This is a genomic window from Halomonas sp. 3A7M (genome assembly GCF_014897875.1).
In the GTDB taxonomy this organism is placed as follows: Bacteria; Pseudomonadota; Gammaproteobacteria; order Pseudomonadales; family Halomonadaceae; genus Vreelandella.
On sequence record NZ_JABUZD010000030.1, the window covers coordinates 20,755 to 42,487 of the forward strand.

Genomic DNA, 21,733 nt, shown 5'->3' on the forward strand with positions numbered 1-21,733 from the left:
ATGTTATGCAGACCACACTGACATCGCCGCTGACGGCCCACTCGGCGGCGAAACCCCTCTCACCCTCTGCGCACCTAAGCATAGATGGTGTCACCAAGCGTTTCGGTAGCTTTACCGCGCTGGACAACATTGCGCTACAGATTCAGGAAGGCGAGTTTGTATGCTTTTTAGGGCCTTCTGGCTGTGGCAAAACAACCCTGTTGCGCACTATTGCAGGCCTAGCTCAACAAACAGCAGGTAGCTTAATTCAGCGCGGCAAGGATATTTCCACGCTGCCCCCGCAGGCGCGGGATTTTGGCATCGTGTTCCAATCTTATGCGCTGTTTCCCAATCTGACGGTGTTCGACAACGTTGCCTACGGGTTACGCAACCGTCGCAGTAATCGAGCGACGATTGATGCCCGCGTGGCGGAGTTACTTGCGCTGGTTGATCTTAGTGGCAGCGAACATAAATATCCTGCCGCGCTTTCTGGTGGGCAACAGCAGCGGGTTGCGTTGGCACGAGCGCTGGCTACTGAGCCCGGCCTGTTACTGCTTGATGAACCGCTCTCAGCGCTGGATGCGAGGGTGCGCGGCCATTTGCGACATCAGATCAAAGCGCTACAGGCGCGCCTTGGCGTGACCACCATTATGGTGACCCACGATCAAGAAGAAGCACTCACCATGGCTGATCGTATCGTAGTGATGAACCACGGGGTGATCGAACAAGTGGGTACGCCTGCCGAGATCTACCACCAGCCCGCTAGCGCTTTTGTGGCGTCATTTATCGGCACCATGAACTTTTTAGAGGTGACCGCACAGGCGAATAACCACGCGTTGCTAGGCACTATTTCCTGCCCTTGTTTGCCGCACGCCTACCCGCAAGGCCAAGCAGCTCAACTGGCCATTCGCCCCGAAGCAGTCGCGCTTAGTGCCAGCACCACTGGGCTGAGCGGTGATGTTATGGGCATTGAGTTTTTAGGTGCGTTTCAGCGGGTATCGCTGCGTCTTAACAATACCGAACAATGGTTGCTAGCTGATGTTCCCAGCCGTGATAGCGCCACACTAGGATTACGGCTAGGGCAAACCTTGGGTGTCCATTTGCCTGCCGATGCTGCCCGCTTATATCCGGCAGGGAGCAACCAGTCATGAGGGCGAGTATATTTTCAGCGCCTGCAGCAACGCCTTCGCTGGAAGCATTGATACGCCTGATCGTGCTGCTAGCGGCTGTGGCGCTGTTAGTGTTCGGCCTGCTGTTTCCGCTATTTGCAATGTTGGTGAAAAGCCTGCAAGACCGCAGCGGCGACTTTATTGGGCTAGCTAACTTTGTGCAGTATTTTCAAACGCCAGCACTGGTCAATTCGATCGCCAATTCATTGCGCGTTGCGTTCACTACGACGGTGGTTGTCGCAGGGCTCGCCTTTTTATGCGCCTACGGCATTACCCGTACCTGCATGCCGGGCAAACGGCTGTTTCGAATGTTGGCGATTTTGCCCATTTTGGCCCCTTCGTTGCTACCCGCAATTAGCTTGGTTTATCTGTTTGGTAACCAGGGGTTTTTGAGCGACGTGCTGGCAGGTCATTCGATTTATGGGCCGATTGGCATTGTGATGTGCATGAGTTTCTGGATTTTTCCCCATGCGCTAATGCTGCTAACCACTGCGCTGACCAATAGCGATGCACGCCTCTATGAAGCAGCAGAAGCATTGGGCACGCCAAAGTGGCGTACGTTTTTGACGATTACGCTGCCCGGGGTGCGTTACGGGCTGATTTCATGCCTGTTCGTTGTCTTTACGCTGGCCATTACCGACTTTGGTGTGCCGAAAATTATTGGCGGCCAATTCAGCGTGCTCGCCACCGATGTGTATCGCCAAGTGGTGGGGCAGCAGAACTTCCAAATGGGCGCGGTGGTTAGCGTTATTCTACTGATGCCAGCAGTGCTATCGTTCATCGTCGACCGCTGGATACAGAAACGCCAAGTGGCTCAGCTTTCGGCTCGGGCAGTACCGTGGCAGCCAACGCCTAGCCCGCTGCGAGACTGGACGTTTGCGCTGCTGTGTTATTCGGTCGCGGGCATTATTCTGCTGGTCATTGGTACCGCGGTGTATGCGTCGCTCATACAGTTTTGGCCCTATAACCTGTCGTTTACGCTGCAGCATTACACCTTTCAAGGCTTAGCCGGCGGTGGCTGGGGGGCGTGGTTTAACTCCCTCAAACTGGCCTTTAGCGTCGCGTTAGTGGGTACACTGGTGATTTTCTTTAATGCGTGGCTGATTGAAAAGAGCGAAGGCTATCGCCCGCTGCGCCAGGGCCTGCATTTTATGGCCATGCTACCCATGGCGGTGCCGGGTATGGTGCTGGGCCTGGCTTATATCTTCTTTTTCAACCAGGCAGGGAATCCCCTTAACTGGCTGTACAGCACCATGGCGATTCTGGTGCTCAACACGCTAGTGCACTTCTATACGGTGTGTCACCTCACCTCTGTCACCGCGCTGAAACAGCTCGATCCGGAGTTTGAAGCCGTGGGAGCCTCGTTAAAAGTACCGTTCTGGACCACGTTTAGCCGCGTGACATTGCCGGTATCGCTGCCTGCCGTGCTGGATATTTCTGTCTACCTGTTCGTCAATGCGATGACGACAGTGTCTGCGGTAGTGTTCCTCTATAACAGCGATACGCGGCTTGCTTCAGTGGCGGTACTGCATCTGGACGAAGCGGGCTATTTTGCTAGCGCCGCGGCCATGGCTGTGCTGATTTTCCTTACCTCGCTGGTGGTTAAACTGCTCCACACTGCGCTTACCCACGTTCTCTTAAACAACGCTCAGCGTTGGCGTCAGGCGGGCTAAACAGCCCACTACGACAGCGGCTAATATGTGCTTATAATCTGGTATAGACCAAAATGATGAGTCATTCACAAGCGCCTTACCTCTTAACCCCAGGGCCACTAACCACCTCCCAGGCGACCAAAGCAGCCATGTTGCGTGACTGGGGCTCCTGGGATGATGACTTTAACCGTGTGACTGCCGATGTGCGTGCGCAACTGCTTGCCATGGCCGAGGCGACAAGCGACGTCTATGCCTGCGTGCCGATGCAAGGCAGCGGCACGTTCGCCGTTGAAAGTGCGCTGGCCTGCGCAATCAACCCCAACGGCAAGGTGTTGGTATTAATGAACGGCGCTTACGGCAAGCGGGCTGCTCAACTGCTCGATATGATGGGCCGCCGTTATGTGACGCTGGACAAAGGTGACTACCTACCACCGCAACCCGACGAAGTGGCGGCACTGCTACAGCAAGATGCTGACATTACAGCAGTGTTTCTAGTTCACTGCGAAACCAGCTCCGGCATTTTGAACCCGCTGGAAGCCATCGCTGAGGTGGTACGCGCCCACGGAAAAACGCTGATCGTTGACGCCATGAGCTCGTTTGGAGGCGTACCGATCAGTCTGACAACAACCCCTATTGATGTGCTGATTTCCTCAGCCAATAAGTGCATCGAAGGCGTACCGGGCTTTGGTTTTGTGATCATTCGCCAGACGCTACTTGCTGCTGGTCAGGGGCAAGCCCACTCGCTGAGTCTGGATTTACACGCCCAGTGGGATTACATGGAACGCACTGGCCAGTGGCGCTTTACTCCGCCCACGCATACGGTGGTGGCCTTTCAAGCGGCGCTTGCCCAGCACCGGGAAGAGGGCGGCGTGATGGGGCGCTGCACACGTTATACCCATAACCGTAATGTGCTGGTAAAAGGCATGCGAGCGTTAGGCTTCAGCACGCTTTTAGAAGATGAGTGGCTATCGCCGATTATCACCACTTTTTTGAGCCCTACCGACCCTGCGTTTGAATTTAAGACGTTCTATGCAGCGTTGAAGGCGCGTGGCTTTTTGATCTACCCGGGCAAGTTAACTGACGTCGAAAGTTTTCGCATCGGCTGCATTGGCCAATTGGATGCGGCGGTGATTGAACAGTTACTCAGCGTTATTCAAGACGCCCTAACGAATATGGGTGTTTCTCTCTTCACTGAATCAAGGAGTGCCTGATGCACTATCAATCTCCTCAATGTCTGCAGGCGGTGATTTGTGACTGGGCGGGTACGCTGGTCGATTTTGGCTCCTTCGCCCCGACCCAGATATTTGTCGAAGCCTTTGCCGAACTGGGTGTGGCGATCAGCCTAGAAGAAGCACGCGGCCCGATGGGCATGGGCAAATGGGATCATATCCACACGCTGTGCAATCAGCCTGAGATAGCCGAGCGCTTTCTCCAGGCAGTCGGCCACCTGCCGACTGATACCGATGTGACGGCGCTTTATGAACGCTTTATGCCGCTGCAGATCGCCAAAATTGCCGATCACTCGGCGGTGATTCCTGGGGCGCTTGATACGCTAACTTGGTTGCGAGGGCAGGGGCTGAAAATAGGTTCGTGCTCTGGCTATCCGGCCGTGGTGATGGAAAAGGTGGTGGCGCTAGCCGCCGGTAATGGCCTGAAGGTGGATCATGTGGTGGCCACCGATGAGGTGCCCAACGGTCGCCCACACCCCGCCCAGGCGCTGGCCAATGTCATTGCGTTAGGCATCAGTGATGTTGCTGCCTGTATCAAGGTGGACGATACCGCCCCCGGCATCCTTGAAGGGCGCCATGCAGGAATGTGGGCGGTCGCACTCACTTGTTCAGGCAACGCCTTGGGGCTGAGTTATGGCCAGTATCAAGCGCTAAGCGATAGCGAACGCCGTGCAGCCCATGAGCGCGTGGCCGCTCAATTTGCTCCATCAAAACCGCACTACAGCATTGCCACTATCGCCGAGCTGCCAAGCGTTGTAGATGCCATTAATGCCCGTTTACAGCGAGGAGAGCGGCCTTGAGTCCAGCCGCACTGGCGTTAGTGCTGTTTTCGGTGTGTATGCATGCTGGGTGGAACGTGTTGGGTAAGCGCAATGCACCATCGCTGGCTTTTTTTGCCTTGGCTTACGGGGCAGGCGGTGCATTGTTGCTGCCGCTAGTGTGGCTTGGGCCATCGTTGGCGGCGCTACCCAACGCATTTTGGGGATGGCTGGCGCTTTCAGGGCTATGCCAAATGCTCTATATGGCTGGCTTAGCCTGGGCCTATGCACGTGGGGAAGTCAGTGTGCTTTATCCCATCGCTCGGGCGCTGCCAGTGGTGCTTGTGCCGCTCGTATCCATTGCGCTGCTCGGCAACCGCACGCTGGATGTGGCGGATGGCATTGGCATGGCATTGGTGGTGGCGGGGGCGCTGTGCCTGCCACTAAGCCACCCAGAGGCGCGCAGGCTATCGACCTATTTAACACCAGCCATGGGGTTTGCACTGTTGGCAGCCGCCGGCACGGTGGGCTATTCGCTGATAGATAAACAGGCACTGGCGTTGATGCAGCTAGCAGGCCATAGCAGTTTAACCGCCGGCGCGGTGTTTATGGTGTTACAAGCAGTGATGACCTTAACCTGGGCGATTCCGCTGCTGATGCTGCTACCCACGGAGCGTCGCCGGTTGCCCGCCATCCGCCAGCAAGGGCTAGTGATGCTGGTCGTCACAGGGCTGATGATGACCTGCACTTATGGCCTGGTACTCATGGCCCTGGCACTAACCGACGAAGTGAGTTACGTCGTGGCGCTGCGCCAGCTCTCCATTCCGGTGGGGGTATTAATGGGCGTGCTGTGGCTAAAAGAGCCTGCATCGATGGCAAAAGCCGCTGGTACATTGGTAATGCTTTTGGGGCTGGTGCTTGTAGCGCTGTAAAGCCATGTCTTGAAACGCTGCGAAATGCTAGTGGAGCGGCAGGGGGGCGAAGGTCCGCCCCCAAGAATTATGGCGCGGGGCAGGGAGCGCCGACATGAAACGCGGCGGCAGACATGTTTGGGATGTTTAGCGTGAGCTGTCCGTCTTCAACGGCAACACATTGATCATCACCCACGATATTTTGGTAGTGGCCATCGGCCATGTCGGTGTCGAACGTGCGTGTTAAATCGTTGTGTTCACGGTTAATGGCAAGAAAGCCTTGAGTGTCTCGGCTAAACGCTATTTGGTTATTACCGTTATCCCACCAGTGGGTAACGCCTGCGCCTTCAGTGTGTTGGCGGAACGTGACCATGTTGGCAATTTCGGGCCAGCGGTGCTCGCATACCCAGGCTTCTCCACACTGAACCTCTCCTTGCTGGTATACCGCCGTTTGCGGTGGGCCTTGGTCGCTGTCAGTAAATGTGTAGCTCGACATGATTTTGGGATAGCCATAAGGCCAAGCAAGCATAAACATATTGGCTAGGCGGTAAAGGCTACCGTCTTGGTGTGTCAAAATATTATCGCCGCCGGCACCATGACCACGTTGATTGTCGTGATTATCGGTAAACACAACGGCCATTTCACTGGGTAAAAAGTCACTCTCTTCGCCTAACCGATGAAGGTTGGCCAGTGGCTGATGATTAAAAATATCGCCTAGGTGCGTGCTATAGCGAAACTCGGTAATGTCGGCAATGCCCTGGTACTCGGCGGCGCTGATTGCTTCGCCTCCTAGGTCAATAACTTCCTGAAAGGCATAAAGCGAGGATTCTAGCCGTTCTAGAATGTGCGCAATGTCATTAGGTTCCATGTGCTTAGCGGCATCAATTCGAATGCCCTTAACGCCTAGTTCGGCTAGCCTATCCAGGTATTCGGCAATGCTGTTTTGCACGGCAGGGTTGCCGGTTTTGAGGTCGGGAAGGCCAACCAACTGGCAACGGCGAACACGCTCTGCGTTATGGGCATAGTCGTCTTGTTCGATCCCGCAAGGTTCGTGAAAATCTTGAGGCTGATAATGAGGGTAACTCAGGGTCTCGTGGTCATAGTGGGACCCTGCGGTGCCTTGGCCCTTGCCATGGGCTAGGTGATTAATCACGGCGTCGACGTACACATCGACTCCCGCCGCTTCACAGCGTTGGACCATGTGGGTAAACGCTGTACTGGAGCCGCTTCGACTTTCCAATTGGTAGCTAACAGGCTGATAGCGCGTCCACCAAGCATCGCCCTGGATATGCTCTTGCGGTGGTGATACTTGCACAGCCTTATAACCTTTGGGGCCTAACCAGTTCTCGCACTCTTGCGCGATATCGTCCCATTGCCACTCAAATAAATGCACAAACGTGTTGGCGTTAGCCGATTGGGCGGTTAGCCCTATTCCCAATGATGCGCTTGCGGCAAGAATGAAAGCATATTTGGAAAACATAAGTACCACCTGTGTTGTCATTGTTAATAACAACATGACGATATCGAGGGTGATCCAAACCCTCCTTATGAAGGAGTAAAGGGGCGTAGATGAGGGGAGGAGAGCTAAGTTTTGTGCCCCGATAATTGAGGTACTGTAAATTTACGCTAGCCTACCGCTTGCCAGACTAGGTTGATTCCCACCAGGAACATGGCCAGGATCACGAGGCGGTAAAATAGTGCTTCGTTGACGCGGCTTTGTAGCCACAGCCCGTTGCGCACGCCGATCCAAGCGACGGGTACCAACAGCAACGATGCCCAGGCGCTGGTGACATTGATTTCACCCAGCCACATATACGGCGCTAGCTTGATCGCGTTGACTACGGCAAAGGTCACCGCACAAGTGGCAATAAAGCTCTCTTTCGATAGTTTGCGCGGCAGGAGATAAACGTTTAACGGCGGCGCGCCCGCATGGGCCATAAAGCTAGTAAAGCCGCAGACGCTTGCCGCTGGCAATGCCCAACGAGTGGAGATTGGTTTTTTAGAAACGGGCTTGAGCAGCATATAGGCGGCGAACAGCAAGGTGATAACGCCGAGGGTCAGGCGTAAGCCCTGTTCGCTTAAGCTGCCAAACAGCAGCGTCCCCACCGTCACGCCGATAAACAGCCCCGGCACAAAGCGCCAGACCTCAGTAGCATCCTGCTTGCCCCACCATGCCTTCACCGCAAATACATCCATCACCAGCAGTAGCGGTAGCAGCAGGCCTGCCGCTTGGGTGGGGCTGATCGCCAGTGCCATTAGCGGCACCGAGAGCGTGCCGAAACCGCCCGCGAAACCACCTTTTGAAACGCCAGTCAGGTAAACAGAAAATACAATCAACACCCAAGCGATGGTGGAGTAATCGGGAAGCATGGCAAGTCCTTGGGAACCAGTCGTTGAAAAGCCTAAGAAACCTCTGATTAACTATTACGCTTGGCCATACTGCGTTAAAAATCGCCTCAAAATGCTCATTTACAACCCGTAAACTCCGCTTTTTCGTTAATTTTTGCCTTGTCTGGCCTGCGCTCATTACATTAATCAGAGGCTCCCTAGCGCGAAAAACCCCGCATTAGCGGGGCTATACAGCATAGCATTGGATAAATGTTAGCAGGCAAATTGTGCCGCCCGTTAGGCTTTCATTAACCACTCATGGTCGGGGTCGTTGTGAAATTTCCACGCCCGCTTGGGCCCCGCCATGACATTTAAGTAGTAGAGCGAGTAGCCATGGGAAGCGCCTACAGGGTGGTAGCCCTTGGGTACAAGCACGCAGCAACCGTTCTCTACCGCCATGGTTTCATCAAGGCTGCGGTCATCGGTGTAAACGCGCTGAAAGGCGAACCCTTGTTCAGGGTTAATACGGTGGTAGTAGGTCTCTTCCAGGTATGATTCGTGGGGTAAGTTATCCACATCGTGTTTATGTGGCGGGTAGCTAGACCAGTTGCCCGCAGGTGTGAATACTTCAACCACCAGTAGGCTATCGGCGGGCTCGGTTTCCGGCAGAATATCGTGTACGTGGCGGGTATTAGTGCCCTGGCCACGGGTGCTCTGCTTGATGTTGTCGGGGGAAATCAGCCTTGGGGCGTGATTGCCATCCCCAGGGGCAGCGCACACCGCAAGCTCTAAGTCCGTGGTCGCTTCCACCGCGTAGCTAACATGGTCAGGCAGATAAACCGCGTAGGGAGGGATCTGCTCAAAGATATCCATGCGCTTGCCGATGTCTTCAAAGCGGTGCTCGCCGCAGGTCACTGTGGCCCGCCCGGTGAGCAGCACCAGACAGACTTCCTGGTCATCGCTGCTGGCCTCCAGGCGCTGGCCCTTGGCGAGTTTATGCACCCGAAAGCCAACGTGCGTCCAGCCAGCCGATTCAGGGGTAACGTCAATCACGGTGCCTTGGGCATCTGGGGCGGTGGGGCGTACCAGTAGTGAAGCCATATATCGCTCCTTCTGATGGCTAGCTGCTCGGTTGGCAGCTAGTCGTTGTCGATATGAAGGGTCTCCACAGACCCGTCTGCGTCGGTTTAAACCGGGGCGTCGAGCAGTATTTTGCGACCTTCACGCAATGAAAGCTCCGCTGCATCGGCTAAGCGCAACGCCTCTAGGCCATCTTGGGCACCGGCGAGTGGCGCACGCTTCTCTTGCCAGGCGGCGACAAAGTCGCCAATTTCAAGTTGGTAGGCTTGGGCGTAGCGCTCCAGGAAGAACCACTTGGGTTTGTCTTCCACTTGGCCTGCTTCCCCCGTAAAACGTAGCCGAGTGTCGCTCTCGTTCTGGGCTTGCAGCATGCCTTGGCTGCCAAAGGCTTCGATACGCTGATCGTAGCCGTAGCTAGCGCGCCGCGAGTTGCTGATTTGGCACAGCTTGCCACTGGCGGTGGTAAGGGTGACCATGGCGGTATCTACATCACCTGCTTCACCAATCGCTGGGTCAATGATGCTACTACCGACGGCAAAGACACTTTCAATCGGCTCATCCAGCAACCAGCGAGCCATATCAAGATCATGAATCATCATGTCGCGGAACAGACCGCCGGACTCAGCCACATACTCGGCAGGCGGGGGAGAGGGGTCGCGGCTAATAATCGTCAGCGTTTCAAGTGCGCCAATACGCCCTTCGGTAATCGCTTTTTTTAATGCTGCAAACTGAGGATCGTGGCGGCGGTTAAAGCCTAACGCGCAGGTCACCGGGTGTTCGCTAAGTACCTGTAGGGCATCGCGCGTGCGCGCTAAATCCAGGGCGATAGGTTTTTCGCACAGAACCGCCTTGCCTGCGCGGGCGGCACGCTCGAGATACTCCGCATGCGTAGGTGTGCTTGAAGCAATCAGTACGGCATCAATTTCATCATCTGCGAAGATTTCATCCACAGAGGCCGCTCGGCTAGCGTACTGCTCGGCTAGGGCTTCTGCGGCAGGCTGATGAAAATCAGCCACGGCAACCAGCGTCACGTTGGGGTGTGAATAAATGGCCTGGGCATGCACCTTGCCGATGCGCCCAGCGCCGATAAGCGCGAGTTTCATAAGCACTCCTGTTTTGTTGTTGCTGTTGGCTTGGTGTTTATGTCTTACGTTTTTTAGTTGAGGCTTTTTCCAGGGCTTTGTCCCGGGATTTGTCTTGCCGTACGCCCAGGGCAATTGCCAAGGCTTGGGTTAAGCAGAGCGATGCGGTCAAGCCGCGAAAACTTTTCACTTCAGCTTCGTTAACCACGAAAGCAACATCCGCGAAACGCGCCAGTGGGCTAAGGCTCGAATCGGTAATCACCACAATGGGTAGGCCGCGCTGATGGGCGTCTTCGCAGGCTTTTTGGCTCTCTTTGGCATAGGGAGAGAAGCTAATGGTCAGTAGCGCGTCATGTTGGCTCATCGCGCGCAGTTGCTCGCCGTACATTCCCCCCAAACCGCTGACCAGCAGCGCAGGTTTATCCACATGCGCCAGGGCATAGGTCATGTAGCTGGCGACCATGAAGCTGCGTCGTGCGCCCATCACATGAATCGCATGGGCCTTTTCAAAAATATCCAGCGCCTTCTCTAGGCTCTCTGGATCAATACGGCTGGGTAGTTGCTCAAGCACGGCGCGGTTGGCGTCAGCGAACTCCCATAATAGTTGGGTGCTATCGGGTGTTTCTCCGGTGGCGCTGCGTACCGCGCGAATGCGTTCGGTGTAGTTAGGCAACTCATCGACCAGACGGCTGCGAAACAGCTGCTGCATTTCGGAAAAGCCCTTAAAGCCCAAGCTATTGGCTAAGCGAATTAAGGTGGATGGCGTGACATCCGCTTGTTCGGCAATTTTGGCCACGGTCGCTAAAGCAACTTCCTGAGGGTGATCAAGCATAAAGCGCGCGGTTTGCTGTAAGCGTTTGCTCAGTGTGGCGTACTCGGCGGTGATCAGCGTTTCCAACTCACGGTAGCTCTGTGGTGGTTGTGGCATACAAATTCCTTCGCGTTGGCCCATCTAGCAGCCTTCTGCTTATGTGCTAGTGGATATGCAGTACTGAGCAAAGTGACTCGTTGCTGTGCAGTCTAGTTGATTGGAATAAATATTCCATTTATACCAAAGTATAGAATAAATAATTTGCTATAACTGATGTTTGGAATCTATATTTCATAACGCCAAGGCATTTAATGCCACTTCCCTACCAACAACGATAACGTTATGAGGAATTATTTATGGCACGTCTATCTCAATGGCTTCTAGCCTCTGCCGCTACCACGGCATTAATGGCAGGTGTCGTTCAAGCACAGGAACCAGAGCAAGAAGAGAGCCGTTTCGTCATGGTGACCCATGGCGTTCCCTCTGATCCTTTCTGGTCGGTGGTTAAAAACGGTGCAGAAGCCGCCGCTGAAACCGTTGGGGCTAGCTTGGAGTATCGCGCGCCCTCCACCTTTGATATGGCCAAGATGCAGCAACTTGTAGAAGCAGCAGTGGCATCTGGTCCTGATGGTTTGATTCTCTCTTTTACCGACGAAAATGCCCTGGGTGGCGCTGTGCAAAATGCTGTCGATAACGGCATACCCGTCATCACTATTAACTCCGGTGGCGACGTGGCAAGGGATTATGGTGCCCGGTTACACGTTGGGCAGAGTGAATATGAGGCAGGTAAACAAGCTGCTGAACGCATGCAGGAGATGGGCGTCGAGAAAGGCGTCTGCGTTAACCATGAACAAGGCAACCAAGGACTTGACCAGCGCTGTGATGGTTTTGTCGACGGCTTCGATGGCAATGCTGAGCAGCTAGCGACCACTTACGACCCCACCAATATTCGCAATGCTATTGTCGCTTACCTCAACGAAAACAGTGATGTGCGTGGTGTGCTGACCTTGGGAGCATTGGCCGCTGATCCGATGATCCGGGCCATGCGTGAACAGGGAGCAACCGATATGTTCACTCTCGGCACCTTTGACCTTTCACCCGGTATTTTGGAAGCCTTGGATGCGGGTGAGCTGGACTTTGCGATCGACCAACAGCAGTACATGCAGGGCTATTTACCTGTCATGTTCCTAGATCAGTTCGTCAAGAACGGTCTGCTGCCCGCAGGGGATGTTGCCACCGGCCCTGGATTTGTTACTCAAGAAAACGCTGCTCAGGTCATTGAGCTGAGTAGTCAGGGCATCCGCTGATAACTACCTAATCGGAAAAGGCTCGGCGGTGTCGAGCCTTGGGAGTCGATCGCTATGAATTCCACTGAAACGAAATCATCGGTTGCGCCAGCAGCGGCTGATCAAGATGAGCGTATCCAGAGAGTCTCTTTCTGGAAGAAAGCGCTTAATCGCCCGGAGTTGGGGGCGCTGGCCGGTGCCGTGTTGGTGCTTGCCTTCTTTATCGCTGCTTCCAGCGGCACCGGGATGTTTACCCCCGCGGGTATTATTAATTTTCTTGAAGTCGCCGCTCAGCTCGGCATTATCGCCACGGCGGCTGCGTTATTGATGATTGGCGGAGAGTTTGATCTGTCGATTGGCTCGATGATTGGCTTGGCAGGCATCCTGATTGCCATCCCCGCGGTGGAGTATGGCTGGCCGCTATGGGCCGCAATTTTATTGGCGTTCGCCTGTGCGGGCTTGGTGGGCTGGATTAACGGTAATCTGGTCAATAAAACAGGCTTGCCGTCATTTATCGTTACCCTGGGCTTCCTGTTCATTCTGCGTGGCCTGGCTATCGGAACCAGTCGGTTGTTGACGGGACGTACTCAGGTAGGAGGAGTGCAGGATCATATCCCCGGAGATTGGTTTTCGGCGCTTTTCTCTGGAGAAGTCGCTACGGGCCTATTTAGCTGGATGGCAGCCAATGGCTGGATGGCGACCAACTTTGCGGGCAACCCCACGGTTACCGGTATTCCTGTCTCGATTGTCTGGTGGCTGGGCTTAACCGCTGTAGCGACTTGGGTGCTGCTGTGCACGCCTTACGGCAACTGGATATTCGCTAGCGGTGGCGATGCCAATGCGGCGCGCAACTCAGGCGTTCCCGTCCAGCGCGTCAAGATTTCACTGTTCATGTTCACCGCTTTCTCCGCCACCATCTTTGCCTGCATCCAGGTGATGGATACCGGCTCGGCGGACACCATTCGCGGCCTATTAAAAGAACTGGAAGCCATCATTGCCGTTGTCATTGGCGGTGCTTTGCTGACCGGTGGCTATGGGTCTGCCATTGGTGCGGCGCTGGGGGCACTGATCTTTGGCATGGTGCAAATGGGCATCTTTTACACCGGCGTTAATACCGACTGGTTCCAGGTTTTCCTGGGCGTGATGTTGCTGGTGGCGGTGCTATTCAACAATTACATGCGCAAAAAGGCGATGGAGGCCAAATAACATGACCACACGTACGCCAATGATTGAAATGCGCAGTGTCAGCAAACACTTCGGCAGTGTTATCGCCTTAAGTGATATCTCGATGCAGGTCTACTCCGGTGAGGTTATGTGCCTGCTAGGGGATAACGGTGCTGGCAAGTCAACGTTGATTAAAACCCTTTCCGGTGTTCACCAGCCCACCCACGGCGAAATGCTACTGGATGGCAAACCCGCTCGTTTCAAGTCCCCAGCTTATGCATTAGACGCTGGTATCGCGACCGTTTTCCAGGATCTGGCGATGGTGCCGTTGATGTCGATTACCCGTAACTTTTTTATGGGGCGCGAACCGACGGTGGGCTGGGGGCCTTTAAAGCGCATTGATTGGAAATATGCCGACCGGGTTGCCAAAGAGGAAATGTCCAAAATCGGTATTGATGTACGCGACCCAAGCCAGCCGGTAGGCACGCTTTCTGGCGGGGAGCGCCAGTGTGTGGCGATTGCTCGTGCCGTCTACTTTGGTGCCAAAGTGCTGATTCTGGATGAGCCCACGTCCGCGCTTGGGGTCAAGCAGGCGTCTGTTGTACTGCGCTACATTGCCAAAGCCCGCGCAGATGGCCTTGCAGTCATCTTTATTACCCACAATGTCCACCATGCTTACCCAGTGGCCGATGCGTTCACCCTATTGTCACGCGGCGGTAGTTTGGGCTCCTTCCGCAAAGAGGAAGTCAGCCGCGAAGAAGTGCTCAACATGATGGCGGGTGGCGCTGAGCTTGAAAGCCTGGATGCAGAGCTTGCGGAATTCCAGCGGGAGGATAAAGCCAAGAAGGCCAGCTTAGCCGATCAAGACACTCAGCCTGCCGATGCAAGCAGCGCCGAGCAAACTTCACCGCGAGCGGCAAGCGGCTATTAAGGAAGCATGATGAATAAGTTGACCCCATCATCGCCGTTCACGCTGGCTGTCTGTGCTGAAATGATCTTCTGCGATTTGCCGATATTGGAACGCGTTAAGCGTATTTCTGAACTGGGCTTTCAAGTCGAAATCTGGGACTGGACGAAGCACGACATTGACGCACTGGCCAATAGCGGGGCGACGTTTTCATCCATGACCGGCTATGTCACCGGCACCCTGGCAGATGCCGCCGGGGCAGATGAACTGCTACGCACCGCCGCTGAGTCGGTTGAGGTAGCAAAGCGTCTTGGCATTCCGCGCCTTAACCTGCATGGCACCGGGCTAGATGGTAATGGGTTGCCCGTTCAACCTTGCCAGCAGATGACGGGCGCTATGTGGCTCAAAGCCCGCGACACGCTCAATCGGCTGGCAGATCTTGGCGAGAAGAATGACGTCATCTTCGTGCTTGAAAACCTCAATACCGAGGTTGATCACCCCGGCGTGCCGTTTGCTCGCTTGGAAGATGTTCTAGCACTGGTGGAGAGTGTTGATCGGCCTAGCTTGCGCATCATGCTAGATGTTTATCACGCCCAAATTGGCGAAGGTAATCTGATTGAATTGATTCGCCGCTGCGGGCCGTACATTGGTGAAGTGCAGGTAGCCGATGTGCCTGGGCGCTGCGAACCGGGGACTGGCGAGATTAACTACCCGGCCATTGCTCAAGCGCTGAACGACATAGGTTATCGCGGCACGGTGGGGTTAGAAGGTTGGGCCTCTGGCGATGACGGCCTCGCCCTTGATCGATTCCGTGCTGCCTTCTCATTTTAGGTAAGCCTCATCGATAGCCACCCAAGACGCTTTTATGCCCAGTGCCCTCTTTTGCCCGATACCACGAATTTGTGACGTGGGGAGACATTTATGCTGAATAACAATAGTCAACACCGGCCGCTTGACCTGATTTGCCTGGGACGTGTGGCGGTCGACCTGTACGCCGAACAGATTGGCAGCCGTTTAGAAGACGTGGCGAGCTTTGCCAAGTACCTAGGTGGCAGCTCGGGCAATATGGCTTACGGTACCGCTCGTTTGGGATTGAAGTCTGCCATGCTCTCGCGGGTCGGCGATGAACAAATGGGCAACTTTGTTCGCGAGGAATTAGCACGAGTGGGGGTGGATACCTCCGCGCTACAAACCGACCCCGAGCGCCACACCGGCTTGGTGCTGCTGGCGTTAAAAGATCGCGAAAGCTTCCCGCTGCTATTTTACCGCCGCGACTGTGCCGATATGGCCATCGACGCCGATGCCATCGACCCTGAATTTATCGCTCGGGCCAAGGCGCTGGCGATTACCGGCACCCATCTTTCTACCGATACCACTCGCCGGGCGTGCCGCAAAGCACTGGACGCCGCCGCCCATCATGGCGTGAAGCGAGTGCTGGACATCGACTATCGCCCCGTACTGTGGGGGCTGACCAACCCTGGTGATGGTGAAACCCGCTTTATCGCCGATGAAAAAGTCACTACAGATCTGCAACGCTGGTTGCCAGATTTTGACCTGATTGTAGGCACCGAAGAGGAGTTTCATATTGCCGGCGGCAGCACCGACACCTTAACGGCACTGCGCGCGGTACGTGAGGTTAGTGAAGCCACTCTGGTATGCAAGCTGGGCCCCATGGGCTGTGTCGTGTTTGAAGGCGCTATTCCTGACCGCATTGAAGACGGCATTCTAGTCAAGGGCGTTCAGGTCGAGGTGCTCAATGTGCTGGGCGCTGGCGATGCCTTTATGAGTGGCTTGCTACGCGGCTGGCTGCGCAATGAACCCTGGCAAACCAGTGCCAGCTATGCCAATGCCTGTGGCGCGCTGGTGGTCTCCCGCCACGGCTGTGCTCCCGCCATGCCCACTGAAGACGAGTTATTTGATTACTTGGCGCGCCGGGATGAGGTACCCCGTCCGGATATCGATCAACGCCTGAATCATCTGCACCGCGTCACTACCCGGGTGCCCGTTCAATGGCCCGAAGTGTTGGGGTTAGCATTTGACCACCGTCGCCAGCTTACCGATATGGCCCGCGAAGAGCATGCCGATAGTGCGCGCCTTCCTAAGCTTAAAAAACTCCTGGTCAGCGCCGCTGAAGAGGGCGCCAAGCTGGGTGGCATTTCCACTCCCGCAATCCTGGTTGATGACGTGCTGGGTCAAGACGCACTCAATCAAGCCAGTGGAAAAGGCTGGTGGATTGGTCGGCCGGTGGAGCTGCCAGGCTCACGCCCGCTGCGTTTCCAGCATGGCGATGACTTAGGTGCCTGCCTACGCAACTGGCCTAGAGAACAGATCATTAAATGCTTGGTGTTCTACCACCCTGACGATGAACTCTCATTGCGCCTAGAGCAGGAGGAGCGTCTGCGCCAGCTCTATCAGGCGGCCTGTGCTTATGGGCTGGAGTTGCTGATTGAGATAATCCCTCCCGCTGATATGCAAAGCGATAACACGACGCTACCGCGCAGCCTTCAGCGGCTCTACAACCTAGGCATTCGCCCAGACTGGTGGAAGCTACCCTCAATGACGGATGTTGCCTGGCAGGCGGTGGGCGAGACCATTGAGCGCGAGGATGCTTACTGCCGCGGGGTCGTACTGCTCGGGCTCGACGCCCCTATGGACGACATGAAACGCGGCTTTGAAGCAGCCGCCAATCATGCCTGCTGTAAGGGTTTCACCGTTGGTCGCACGCTATTTGCTAGTGCGAGTCGTGATTGGCTGGCTGGGCGTATCGATGACGCTAGCTTGGTAGCGCGAGTCGCCCAGAACTATGCCGAGCTGATAACGGCGTGGCGGCAATTAAGGCAGGCGCAGCCGCAAACGCTGGCCCACACCGAGGAGACGTAAGATGAGCACCATTCGACTCACCATGGCCCAGGCGCTGGTTAAGTATCTCGCCGCCCAGCGTATTGAGATCAATGGCCAAGAAGTGGCGCTGTTTGAAGGCGTGTTTGCGATTTTTGGTCATGGCAACGTGGCGGGGTTAGGCGAAGCGCTTTACCACGTGCAAGACGAATTGCCGACCTTTCGTGCCCATAACGAACAGTCCATGGCCCACGCGGCGATCGCCTTTGCCAAGGCCAATGGCCGCCAGCGCCTAATGGCGGCGACCAGCTCCATCGGCCCGGGGGCGACCAATATGGTCACCGCCGCGGCGCTTGCTCATGCCAACCGGTTGCCGATCCTGCTGCTGCCGGGGGACACCTTTGCCACCCGCGAACCCGATCCGGTGCTGCAACAAGTGGAACATTTCGGTGACCCGACGATTAGCGTCAATGACTGTTTTCGCCCGGTATCGCGCTACTTCGACCGCATTAACCGCCCCGAGCAGCTGCTGACCAGCCTGCCCCAGGCGATTGCCACCCTGCTTGACCCTGAACACTGCGGTCCCGCGACCCTGGCGCTGCCCCAAGATGTGCAAACCTTTGCCTACGATTATCCGGAGGCATTTTTTGCCCCCAAAGTGCATCGCATTCGCCGCTCGCCGCCGGATGCTTTCGAACTTCGCCAAGCCATCGCCGCACTGCAACAGGCCAAACGCCCGCTGATCATTGCTGGCGGCGGCGTACATTACGCGGTTGCCTGCGACGCCTTAGCCGAATTTGCCAAAAAGCGCGCTATTCCGGTGGCTGAAACTCAGGCGGGGAAGGGCGCGCTGGCCGATAGCCACGCTTGCGCTGTGGGTGCCATTGGGGTGACCGGTAGTGCAGCTGCCAACCAGTTAGCGGAACAGGCAGATGTAATTTTGGCGGTGGGCACACGGCTGCAGGACTTTACCACTGGCTCTCGGGCGCTGTTTGAAGACAACGATAAAACACTGATTGCCCTTAACGTTGGCCGTTTCGATAGCTTGAAGCATCAAGCGTTGCCGCTTAGCTGCGATGCTTTGATCGGGTTGGGGCAACTCGACGCAGCGCTGGGCGAGTGGCGCGGTAGCGATGAATGGCGCGAACAAACTGGCACGCTCAAACGCGAATGGGCCGACATAGTGCGCCGTGTAACCGCAGATCAAGGGCTGGCGCTGCCCACCGATGCCCAGGTGATCGGTGCGGTCAATCGTCAGGCAGGCAACGATACCACCGTGGTATGTGCTGCCGGTGGTTTGCCCGGCGAGTTGCACAAACTCTGGCAATGTTCGGGCCCTGGCAGCTACCACGTTGAGTACGGTTTCTCCTGCATGGGCTATGAAATTGCCGGCGGGCTGGGCGTCAAGATGGCCAAACCTGACAACGAGGTAGTGGTGATGGTCGGCGATGGCAGCTACCTGATGCACAACTCGGAGCTGGCGACGTCGGTGATGCTGGGCCACAAGCTGACGGTAGTGGTGTTGGATAACCGCGGTTATGGCTGTATCAACCGCTTGCAGCACGCCACCGGCGGCGCGGGGTTCAACAACCTGCTGCAAGATTGCCGCACCATCGAGGCTGGTGCACCGAAAACCGATTTTGCCGCCCACGCTAAAGCGTTGGGCTGTGAGTCTGAATCAGTGAGCGGCATTGCGGAACTGGAGCAGGCGTTGGTGCGCGCTCGCAGCGCCTCCTCGACCTATGTGATTGCCCTGGATACTGACCCACTGCCCAGCACCCAAGAAGGCGGTGCCTGGTGGGAAGTGGCCGTGCCCGAGGTTTCCGAGCGCGAAGCCGTCAATAAAGCCTATCAAGGTTACCGCGAGGCTAAGCAGCGTCAGGCCCGCTAATCGAATACAAAACATCAGAGAGTCGGCGATAGGGTAAAGCGCCCTAACGCCAAAAATACTCAGACAAAAATGACAAGGAATACGCTATGCCGACGGTTACTTTAGGCATCAATCCGCTCACCTGGACCAACGATGACTTGCCCAGCCTGGGTGGCGCAACACCGCTGGAAACCTGTTTGAAAGAGGGGCGCGAGGCAGGCTTTAGTGGTTTTGAATTAGGTAACAAGTTTCCCCGCACGCCCGACGCCTTGAATCAGGTGCTAAGCGCCCACGACTTGGCGCTTGTGTCGGGCTGGTACTCTGCGCAGCTGTTGGAGCGCACGCCTGAAGAAGAGATTGAGGCTATTCAGGATCACATGAACCTGCTCAAGCTGTGCGGCGCTAAGGTAATGGTGCTATGTGAAGTTACCCACTGTGTACACGGCGATCAGGAGCGCCCGCTCTCCCAGCGTCCGCATCTTTCCGGGCAACAGTGGCAGCGCCTGCTGCATGGTCTTGAGGTGGTGGGTGATTACCTGAAATCCCAGGGCATTCAACTGGTATATCACCACCACCTGGGCACGGTGATCGAAAGCCAGGCCGACGTTGAATGCTTAATGGATTACACCGGCGAAGGCGTGGGGCTACTGCTTGATTTTGGTCATCTGCGCGGTGCAGGCGGCGACCCGCTCGCCATCGCCAAACGCTACAGCCAACGTATCCACCATGTGCACTGCAAAGACCTGCGCTTTCCGGTGCTGGACGCAGTGCGCAACCGCGACAAAAGCTTTTTAAACGGCGTGCTAGACGGCCTGTTTACGGTGCCGGGGGATGGCAATGTGGATTTTCTGCCCGCCTTAACCCACCTGTGCGAACAGGGCTACCAGGGTTGGTTAGTGGTTGAAGCCGAACAAGACCCCGAAGTCGCCCATCCGTTGACCTATGCTCGCCTGGGGTATCGCAACTTGCGCCAACTTGCCGAGCAGGCAGGTTTCGACATTGCCAGCTAAACGGTGCCAGTCGCCGCCTTTTAATCAGGAGCTTGTATGAAGACGTTATCCCATTATCTTAATGGTGAGTTCTCCACCGGTCAGAGCCAGCGCACTGCGCCGGTTTATAATCCGGCCACCGGCGAACAAAGCGCCCAGGTAGCGCTAGCCACCGCCGATGAAACTCGTGAAGCCGTGCGCATCGCCGACGAAGCCTTTGCCGGCTGGTCAAAAGTCTCGCCGCTAAAGCGCTCGCGCATCTTGTTTAAATTTAAAGCGCTGGTCGAGGAGCACACCGATGAGCTGGCGCGACTTATCTCCAGCGAACACGGCAAGGTGTTTTCAGACGCCAAAGGCGAAGTGACCCGCGGCCTGGAAGTGGTTGAGTTTGCCTGCGGCATTCCCCACCTGCAGAAGGGCGAGCACTCCATGAACGTCGGCACCGGCGTTGATAGTTACTCGATGATGCAGCCGCTGGGCGTGTGCGCCGGTATCTCGCCGTTCAACTTCCCCGCCATGGTGCCCATGTGGATGTTCCCCATCGCTTTGGCCTGCGGCAACACTTTCGTCATGAAGCCTTCGGAAAAAGATCCCTCCACGCCGCTGCGCTTAGCCGAGCTGCTTAAAGAGGCGGGCCTTCCGGGTGGTGTCTTTAACGTCGTCAATGGTGATAAAGAAGCCGTCGATGTGCTGCTCACCGATGAGCGTGTTCAGGCGGTAAGTTTTGTGGGTTCCACACCCATCGCCGAGTACATCTACGCTACGGCATCGGCACATGGCAAGCGCGTTCAGGCGCTGGGCGGGGCTAAAAACCATATGGTGATTATGCCTGATGCGGATCTCGATCAAGCCGTGGGTGCCCTGATGGGCGCGGCTTATGGCTCAGCAGGCGAGCGCTGCATGGCGATTTCCGTTGCTGTACCCGTGGGCGAAGATACCGCCAACCGCCTGCGTGAAAAGCTGGTAGCTGAACTGGATAAGCTGACGGTTGGGCCTGGCCTGGTTGATGGCCCTGATAACGATATGGGGCCGCTCATCACCCGCGAGCATCGCGACAAGGTGGCGGACTATATTCAGGTTGGTGTGGATGAAGGCGCAGAGCTTGTGGTCGACGGTCGCCAGACAACGGTTGATGGCGCAGGTGATGGCTACTTTATTGGCGGCACTCTGTTCGATCATGTGACGCCAAAAATGCGTATTCACTCCGAGGAGATCTTTGGCCCGGTGTTGGCGATTGCTCGCGTGGCCAGCTTCGACGAAGCGGTCAGCATGATCAACGCTCATGAATACGGCAACGGCACGGCAATCTTTACCCGCGATGGCGATGCGGCGCGTCAGTACTGCGAGCAGATCCAGGTCGGTATGGTCGGCGTTAACGTACCTATCCCGGTACCCATGGCATTCCATAGCTTTGGCGGTTGGAAGCGCTCGCTGTTTGGTCCGCTGCATATGCACGGCCCCGACGGTGTGCGTTTCTACACCCGTATGAAAACCATCACCCAACGCTGGCCCAGCGGCATTCGTGAAGAGACCAACCACTTCACCATGCCGACCATGTAAGCAGTCTATGGGGCACGACATCATTCAACGCCGGGCCCAGCCCGGCGTTATTGTTTTAAAACCGGCCAGTGTATCAGGTGATGAGGGCAGGTTTCCGCGAGGGCGCTGTGAACCCGTCCA

General features: G+C 56.0%; 18 protein-coding genes. 13 read left to right on the forward strand and 5 right to left on the reverse strand.

The annotated features are described in order from the left end of the window. Nucleotides 1-5: 5 nt before the first annotated feature. The 5 genes from INT19_RS02060 to INT19_RS02080 are packed head-to-tail and all read left to right on the forward strand — an operon-like array spanning nt 6 to nt 5,719. The gene (locus tag INT19_RS02060) at nt 6-1,130 is read left to right on the forward strand and encodes a putative 2-aminoethylphosphonate ABC transporter ATP-binding protein (protein ID WP_193059532.1); all 1,125 of its coding nucleotides are present in this window, start codon (nt 6-8) and stop codon (nt 1,128-1,130) included. Beyond that, the gene (locus tag INT19_RS02065) at nt 1,127-2,821 is read left to right on the forward strand and encodes a putative 2-aminoethylphosphonate ABC transporter permease subunit (RefSeq protein WP_193059533.1); all 1,695 of its coding nucleotides are present in this window, start codon (nt 1,127-1,129) and stop codon (nt 2,819-2,821) included. The genes INT19_RS02060 and INT19_RS02065 overlap by 4 nt, the downstream gene beginning before the upstream one ends. A 53-nt stretch (nt 2,822-2,874) precedes the next feature. After that, nucleotides 2,875-4,011, forward strand: coding sequence for a 2-aminoethylphosphonate--pyruvate transaminase (locus INT19_RS02070; RefSeq protein WP_120386235.1), 1,137 nt, complete (start codon nt 2,875-2,877; stop codon nt 4,009-4,011). Then, nucleotides 4,011-4,829 (forward strand): phosphonoacetaldehyde hydrolase, encoded by an 819-nt coding sequence (gene phnX, locus INT19_RS02075; RefSeq protein ID WP_193059534.1) that lies wholly within the window; start codon nt 4,011-4,013, stop codon nt 4,827-4,829. Before INT19_RS02070 ends, phnX begins: the two co-directional genes overlap by 1 nt. Continuing rightward, nucleotides 4,826-5,719, forward strand: a complete 894-nt coding sequence (locus INT19_RS02080; RefSeq protein ID WP_193059535.1) for an EamA family transporter — start codon at nt 4,826-4,828, stop codon at nt 5,717-5,719. Before phnX ends, INT19_RS02080 begins: the two co-directional genes overlap by 4 nt. A 67-nt stretch (nt 5,720-5,786) precedes the next feature. Here INT19_RS02080 and INT19_RS02085 read toward each other — a convergent pair whose 3' ends face one another. The 5 genes from INT19_RS02085 to INT19_RS02105 all read right to left on the reverse strand — a co-directional run bounded on the left by INT19_RS02085 (nt 5,787) and on the right by INT19_RS02105 (nt 11,116). Continuing rightward, nucleotides 5,787-7,178 carry an alpha-amylase gene (locus INT19_RS02085; RefSeq protein ID WP_193059536.1) on the reverse strand — a complete coding sequence of 464 codons (1,392 nt, stop codon included), beginning with the start codon at nt 7,176-7,178 and terminating at the stop codon, nt 5,787-5,789. Nucleotides 7,179-7,324: 146 nt separating this feature from the next. Continuing rightward, nucleotides 7,325-8,068 (reverse strand): sulfite exporter TauE/SafE family protein, encoded by a 744-nt coding sequence (locus INT19_RS02090; RefSeq protein ID WP_193059537.1) that lies wholly within the window; start codon nt 8,066-8,068, stop codon nt 7,325-7,327. Between the two features lie 255 nt (nt 8,069-8,323). After that, nucleotides 8,324-9,127 (reverse strand): 5-deoxy-glucuronate isomerase, encoded by an 804-nt coding sequence (iolB, locus tag INT19_RS02095; RefSeq protein ID WP_193059538.1) that lies wholly within the window; start codon nt 9,125-9,127, stop codon nt 8,324-8,326. Nucleotides 9,128-9,213: 86 nt separating this feature from the next. Continuing rightward, nucleotides 9,214-10,209 (reverse strand): inositol 2-dehydrogenase, encoded by a 996-nt coding sequence (gene iolG, locus INT19_RS02100; protein WP_193059539.1) that lies wholly within the window; start codon nt 10,207-10,209, stop codon nt 9,214-9,216. Nucleotides 10,210-10,246: 37 nt separating this feature from the next. Then, entirely contained in the window at nt 10,247-11,116 is an 870-nt protein-coding gene (locus tag INT19_RS02105) for a MurR/RpiR family transcriptional regulator (RefSeq protein WP_193059540.1), read from the reverse strand. 239 nt (nt 11,117-11,355) lie between these two features. On the opposite strand from INT19_RS02105, the gene INT19_RS02110 reads away from it, so the two are divergent. The 8 genes from INT19_RS02110 to INT19_RS02145 all read left to right on the forward strand — a co-directional run bounded on the left by INT19_RS02110 (nt 11,356) and on the right by INT19_RS02145 (nt 21,613). Beyond that, entirely contained in the window at nt 11,356-12,306 is a 951-nt protein-coding gene (locus INT19_RS02110; RefSeq protein WP_089040562.1) for a sugar ABC transporter substrate-binding protein, read from the forward strand. A 54-nt stretch (nt 12,307-12,360) separates the two neighbouring features. Then, nucleotides 12,361-13,491 carry an ABC transporter permease gene (locus tag INT19_RS02115; protein WP_193059541.1) on the forward strand — a complete coding sequence of 377 codons (1,131 nt, stop codon included), beginning with the start codon at nt 12,361-12,363 and terminating at the stop codon, nt 13,489-13,491. A 1-nt stretch (nt 13,492) separates the two neighbouring features. After that, nucleotides 13,493-14,380 carry an ATP-binding cassette domain-containing protein gene (locus INT19_RS02120; protein WP_089040564.1) on the forward strand — a complete coding sequence of 296 codons (888 nt, stop codon included), beginning with the start codon at nt 13,493-13,495 and terminating at the stop codon, nt 14,378-14,380. A 9-nt stretch (nt 14,381-14,389) separates the two neighbouring features. Further along, complete coding sequence (locus INT19_RS02125) at nt 14,390-15,187, forward strand: TIM barrel protein (protein WP_193059542.1); 798 nt, start codon at nt 14,390-14,392, stop codon at nt 15,185-15,187. A 90-nt stretch (nt 15,188-15,277) separates the two neighbouring features. After that, nucleotides 15,278-17,236, forward strand: a complete 1,959-nt coding sequence (locus tag INT19_RS02130) for a bifunctional 5-dehydro-2-deoxygluconokinase/5-dehydro-2-deoxyphosphogluconate aldolase (protein WP_193059543.1) — start codon at nt 15,278-15,280, stop codon at nt 17,234-17,236. Between the two features lies 1 nt (nt 17,237). After that, nucleotides 17,238-19,085, forward strand: coding sequence for a 3D-(3,5/4)-trihydroxycyclohexane-1,2-dione acylhydrolase (decyclizing) (iolD, locus tag INT19_RS02135; protein WP_193059544.1), 1,848 nt, complete (start codon nt 17,238-17,240; stop codon nt 19,083-19,085). 86 nt (nt 19,086-19,171) lie between these two features. Further along, complete coding sequence (gene iolE, locus INT19_RS02140; RefSeq protein ID WP_193059545.1) at nt 19,172-20,074, forward strand: myo-inosose-2 dehydratase; 903 nt, start codon at nt 19,172-19,174, stop codon at nt 20,072-20,074. A 36-nt stretch (nt 20,075-20,110) separates the two neighbouring features. After that, nucleotides 20,111-21,613: a CoA-acylating methylmalonate-semialdehyde dehydrogenase gene (locus tag INT19_RS02145; protein WP_193059546.1), complete on the forward strand. Its 1,503-nt coding sequence runs from the start codon at nt 20,111-20,113 to the stop codon at nt 21,611-21,613. The last annotated feature ends 120 nt before the right edge of the window (nt 21,614-21,733 follow it).